Source organism: Cytobacillus sp., from assembly GCF_964223445.1.
Taxonomy (GTDB): domain Bacteria; phylum Bacillota; class Bacilli; order Bacillales; family Cytobacillaceae; genus Cytobacillus.
This window is the reverse complement of record NZ_CAXQGS010000151.1, coordinates 1-5777: the sequence shown is the minus strand read 5'-3', so window position 1 is coordinate 5777 and position 5777 is coordinate 1. Positions and strand designations below refer to the sequence as shown.

The following is a 5777-nucleotide window of genomic DNA, read 5'->3' as shown; positions in this document are numbered from 1 at the left end:
AGTTCAGACGTGTGCTCTTCCGATCTGGCAGAAGTCAGCATGGTGGAAGGTAAAATAATCATTGTTGCACCATTTAAAGATTCACCAGCTGAAAAAGCAGGGCTGAAGCCGAAGGATGAAATTTTAAAAGTGGATGGGGAAAGTGTAGAGGGTCTTGATTTATATAAAGCTACCATGAAGATCCGCGGCAAAAAAGGCACAAAAGTAGAACTTGAAATTGCGCGCCAGGGACTTAAGGAACCTTTAAAGGTAGAAGTAAAGAGAGATGAGAGTCCACAAATTACGGTATTCTCGTAAATCAAGAAGCAAAGAGGGAAAAATGTAGGATATCTGGAAATCACCTCATTTTCCGAAGAGACATCCAAGGAATTTGCAAAACAGCTGAGTGAAATGGAGAAGGATGGGATCGAAGGGCTTGTAATCGATGTGCGCGGAAATCCCGGTGGTCTCCTGACATCAGTACAGGAAATCCTGAAAGAATTGGTTACCGCTGATAAGCCATATTTACAGATAGAGAAACGAGATGGAGAAAAAATGAGGTATTTCTCCACACTTGAAAAGCCTAAAACCTATCCGATTGCTGTTCTTGTAGATAAAGGGAGTGCCTCTGCATCGGAGATTCTTGCCGGCGCTTTAAAGGAAGCGCAGGGTTATGCCATAATCGGTGAAAATTCATTTGGAAAGGGCACAGTTCAGCAGCCAGTTCCGATGGGAGATGGCAGCAATATCAAGCTTACATTGTTTAAATGGCTGACACCAGACGGAAACTGGATTCATAACAAGGGAATCAAACCAACCCTCGAGGTCAAACAGCCAGACATCTACCAAACGCATCCTTTGCAGGTGGAGAAGCCTTTGGCCATCGATATGAATAATGAAATGGTGAAGAATGCACAGGAAATTCTGGCGGGCCTTGGATATGCTCCAGGACGGACGGATGGCTACTTCAATGATTCCACTGCAGCTGCTGTAAAAGCATTTCAGAAGCAAAAAGAGCTTGAAGGAACCGGCCGGATAGACAAAAAAACAGCAGCAGCGCTCGAACAAGCAGCCATTGAAGAAATGAAAAAAGAGCAGAATGACCTTCAGCTGCAAACGGCTCTGAGATATATTGCAAAATAATAGTTGGTGACAGGCACCACCCGGTTTTTGTCGAAAACATCATTTCTTATATAACTGGTCTAGTACTGGTCTAGGTGCCTGTCACCCGCTATATAGCAGAAGGGATTTTCCTTCTGCTATTTTTTGTATTTGTGCCAGATTGGGATAGGTTTTGGAAGACGCTTTTGGTAGAATAAAGAGTAATAGAGTTTTCTGTTTGTTACATAATTCATGAGAATTTATTTATAGAGGCTGGTGGCAAGTTTGATAGAGGAGTGGATTTTTGAGTTTTTAAAAGGAACGGGAAAGCTGCTGCTGAACCCGGTATTTTATTACCTGTTTTTTGCAGCTGCATTTTTGGGGGTTTCCCGTGTAAAGCGAGAGCGCAAAGACTTTTCAGTTCGTGCGGAAAATGCTTATTTTGAGCTGAGGCAGCTTCTTCCTCTTGGGATCCTGGCAGGTCTTTCAGTGAGTATCGTGATGGTCGGTGCAGGACTTATCGTACCAGTGGAAACGATTGTTTTTACTGCTGCTCTAACGTTCTTGTGGAGCTTTACGGCAAAAGTGAGATGGATGGCGCCTGTTTATACCCTGGGCTTTGCATTTTTCGCAACCATGTTTGCTGCTGAACAGAAATGGCCATTGCCATCATTCGCCAAGACATCAGCAGACCTTGACTCTTCCATCTTTCCATCCATAACTGTTCTCCTTGCTCTTCTTGTTATAGCAGAAGGCTTCCTGATTATAAGAAACGGCCGGAAAGGCACATCTCCCAGGCTTGTAAAGAGTAAACGGGGCCAGACCATTGGCATTCATGAATCAAAAAGACTCTGGATGGTGCCTGTGTTTCTGCTTATTCCCGGTCAGGCACTGCAGATGCCGTTTGATTGGTGGCCAGCGATCCCGATTGGCGGGGAAACGTATTCGCTCATTCTGGTTCCTTTTTCGATAGGTTTTTACCAGCGGATCCAGGGCACTCTTCCTAAAGAGGCAACAGCACTGCTTGGACAAAGAATCAGCGTGTTTGGCATACTCCTTTTGCTAATTTCATCTGCAGGCTACTGGTATCCGCTTGCAGCTGTGGGAGCAGCAGCACTTGCTATCATTGGGCGTGAATTCATCTCTCTCCGCCAGAGAATGACAGAGGATCAGGCACCGTTTTACTTTTCCAAGCGCAATCAGGGAATCATGGTGCTTGGAGTAGTTCCGGATTCACCGGCTGATAAAATGTCTCTTCAAGTGGGAGAGGTTGTTACAAAAGTTAATGGTGTGAAAATCCATGATGAAAAAGGCTTCTATGAAGCGCTGCAAAAGAACGGGGCTCACTGCAAACTTGAGGTTCTTGATGTGAACGGCCAGGTACGCTTCGTCCAGCGCGCTCTTTATGAAGGGGATCATCACGAACTTGGGCTGCTGTTTGTGCAGGAAGAGAAGAAATGGGATAGTGAAGCCGTGTAATCTTGAAAATAACTTCTAAACCAGTATTTCAGCCAATGGATGCTGGTTTTTTGTTCTTCAGGTGAGGAAGGAAAGCAGTGGATACTAATTTAAGAGCAGCTTAGAGTAAGTTCTGGACTGCATTCTGGATGAGAAGTATATCATTAAAAATTTGTTTTTTTATCTTTATATTTTTACAGCGATCCATTTCGCCTGTCAGTAATAGAAGTTCCTTCTTGAAAATGTCTATTGTACTCATGTGTCTGTTCACTCCTGGCTTTTAAGTGAGGAAAGTTGGAATTTGTAGTTCTTTATACCCTTGGTCAGATGGATTGAAACCAAAAACTGAGATATTTATGAGTGAATGTATCTAATTTGTGGGGTGTCATTTTTAATTATATGGATGAATTTTTTTCGAAACCTTTTCAATCCCCATTCGTAGTAGAAGTAGCATCTTCTTAGGAGTAAACACACGAATATGATATTCTTTAGTTAATCCATTCAAAGAAAAAGGTGACATTGTGGCAAAGAAAAAACTGCAGTACTGGACTTTGCAATTGCTGCTTATCTTAACCATTATTTATGTATCAACAAAAATCTCATTTCTGTTTGAGCCGGTGGGCATATTTGTATCTACCTTGTTCTTTCCAATCATTATATCGGGATTCCTATATTTCTTGCTGAACCCGCTGGTAAGATTGCTGCAGCGCTATAAGGTGCCCAGGACGGCAGCGATCTTGATCATTTATGCAGCAGTTATTGGGTTGGTGATGCTGGTTATTGGCAACATCGCTCCGCTAATCAGCAGACAGGTGACTGAATTATTCAACGACCTGCCGGGATATGCGAAAACGACAAGAGACTTTGTTAATTCAATGTCAAACACCGAAGAGTTTAAATGGTTTTTGACGCAGGACTACGTATCGCTTGAAGAAATTGAAGCCCGCATTATGGAATATGCCAATACCCTGCCAAGCCGCGTTACGCAGGGGGTAGCAGGAATTGTCAGCCTGGTCACCAATATTGCGATCACAATTGTAACGGTGCCATTCCTGCTGTTTTATATGTTCAAGGATGGCGATAAGTTCCCGGCAGCTGTTTCCAAATTTCTGCCTGCTTCATACAGGGAAGAGGGAGTTAAAACACTTAAAGAAACAGGAGAAACACTTTCTTCTTACATTCAAGGACAAATTACAGTGGCCTTGTTTGTGGGAACACTATCGTTTATCGGCTATTTAGTCATTGACCTGCCATATGCACTTGTCATGGCGCTTATTGTGTCCATAACTAATATCATTCCTTATGTCGGACCGTTTCTTGGTGGTGCACCTGCTGTTATCGTTGCACTTTTTGACTCACCGACTAAAGCATTCCTGGTTGTCGTGGTCATTGTGATTGCCCAGCAGATAGAAGGGAATGTGCTGTCGCCGCTAATTCTCGGAAAAACCTTAAACACACATCCAGCCACCATCATCATCCTATTGCTGGTTGCAGGCAATCTTGCCGGCATCCTCGGCATGATTCTGGCAATACCTACTTATGCTGTGACCAAAACGATTGTTTTGAATACAGTTAGATTTTTAAGGGCGAGGAAGACAGCGAATGACGAAGCGGTAACTTAAATTGAGTAGCTCCTTTTAAGAGAAGGGGCTTTTTTTATTGCTGGATTTATCTAACATAATTCATCAATATGTTACAACCTGTTGGGTTTATCCAGCATGTTATAAGATTTATCTACCATGATCACTATGTTATCTAACATGTATTATAATTTATCTAACATCTCACACTTTTAAGGCGGGTTTTTTACAAGTTAAAATAAATCGAAAGCAGTGATCCAAATGTGTTTAATCCTTTTCGCATACAAAGTTCATCCCGTATACAAGCTTATCGTTGCTGCTAATCGCGATGAATTTTTTGAGCGCCCGACTGCACCGGCCCATTTTTGGGAGGACCATCCCTCTATTCTGGCTGGACGCGATTTAAGCAAGATGGGGACGTGGATGGGTGTCACTAAGAATGGACGATTTGCAGCTCTTACAAATTACCGCGATCCGAACGAAGTGAGAGATGGAAAGAGGTCAAGAGGGGATCTGGTGGCAGATTTCTTGAAAGGCAGTGCTTCGCCTGCTGATTTTATGAAAATAGCATCTGAACATCGCAGCAGCTATCCCGGATATAATCTTCTTGCAGGCAATTTGGAGGAGCTCTTTTATTATTCGAACGTGGAAGATAGAATAGAGCAGCTTGCAGCAGGAGTGTATGGGGTCAGCAATCATGTGCTGAATACCGGGTGGCCAAAGGTGGAAAAGGGGAAGGAGGCCTTATCTAAGATAATAGATCATGCATCTGGGGATTTTACAGAAGACTTGTTCACACTTCTCCAGAATGCAGAACCTGCCCCTGATGACATGCTTCCGAAAACAGGAGTTTCACTTGAGTGTGAGCGGATTCTGTCTCCTTTATTTATCAAAAGCGATGGCTACGGAACCAGGAGTTCAACAGTGATGCTTATGTCAGAGGATGAGATTTTTTACAAGGAAAGGGTACATATAGGGGATGATAGGCAGGATCAGGAGTTTATCCTTCAAAAATAAGAAGCCAGCTCAGGCATTAAGTAGTTCAGTTCAAAGGTGGAAATATTTAAATAACAGATGTTCTTACAAGCGAATTAGCATTAAATTCGCTTGTTTTTTTGTTATTATCAGAAGGATTATTGAGTTTTAATATTAAAAATAGCAACAGTTTTAGCATAGGTTTTAACAAAAGAACAATTAGTGGTGACACTAGGAAATATGTGTTAAAAGAATTGTTAAAAACGGTGTTAAATATGCAATCAATTATAGAAATTATAGTAGCTGTTCGGGGTGCAGAGCATAATTGTCTGCAAGGAGGTAAATACAATGGACAATCGGTTAAAGTGACAATTGAAGGAACGACTGAAACGCCGTTTTGGAAACCTGATTTAAAAATGGAAGTAGTGAAAGATTTATTAGAGACAGCCGATAAAGAGGAATTTTTTGAAGATGGAATAGAAGAAGAATTTCATCTACATATACAGGAAATCAGGGAGCTACTTGATGCTATTAAAAGGTAAATAAAAAAAGATTTATTTTTTAAGATTGATGCACATAACCCTGTCAAGTAGACATTGAAAAAAGAGTATACTAAGCTGCGGCCTTTTCTCGATATTCTATCGGGGAAAGGTCGTTTAATTTACTTTGAAAACGGTCTTGATT

At 41.9% G+C, this 5777-nt stretch carries 4 protein-coding genes and 1 pseudogene; all 5 read left to right on the top strand.

The window, feature by feature from the left end; genetic code table 11:
• Positions 1-1122, top strand: a pseudogene (locus tag ACEQ1T_RS25585) (S41 family peptidase); the annotation flags it as partial.
• 243 nt (positions 1123-1365) lie between these two features.
• Positions 1366-2559: a PDZ domain-containing protein gene (locus tag ACEQ1T_RS25580; RefSeq protein ID WP_370225360.1), complete on the top strand. Its 1194-nt coding sequence runs from the start codon at positions 1366-1368 to the stop codon at positions 2557-2559.
• Between the two features lie 500 nt (positions 2560-3059).
• Positions 3060-4160 carry an AI-2E family transporter gene (locus tag ACEQ1T_RS25575; protein WP_370225358.1) on the top strand — a complete coding sequence of 367 codons (1101 nt, stop codon included), beginning with the start codon at positions 3060-3062 and terminating at the stop codon, positions 4158-4160.
• A 219-nt stretch (positions 4161-4379) separates the two neighbouring features.
• Positions 4380-5135, top strand: a complete 756-nt coding sequence (locus ACEQ1T_RS25570; RefSeq protein ID WP_370225357.1) for an NRDE family protein — start codon at positions 4380-4382, stop codon at positions 5133-5135.
• Positions 5136-5254: 119 nt separating this feature from the next.
• Positions 5255-5635 (top strand): hypothetical protein, encoded by a 381-nt coding sequence (locus ACEQ1T_RS25565; protein ID WP_370225356.1) that lies wholly within the window; start codon positions 5255-5257, stop codon positions 5633-5635.
• Positions 5636-5777 lie beyond the last annotated feature (142 nt).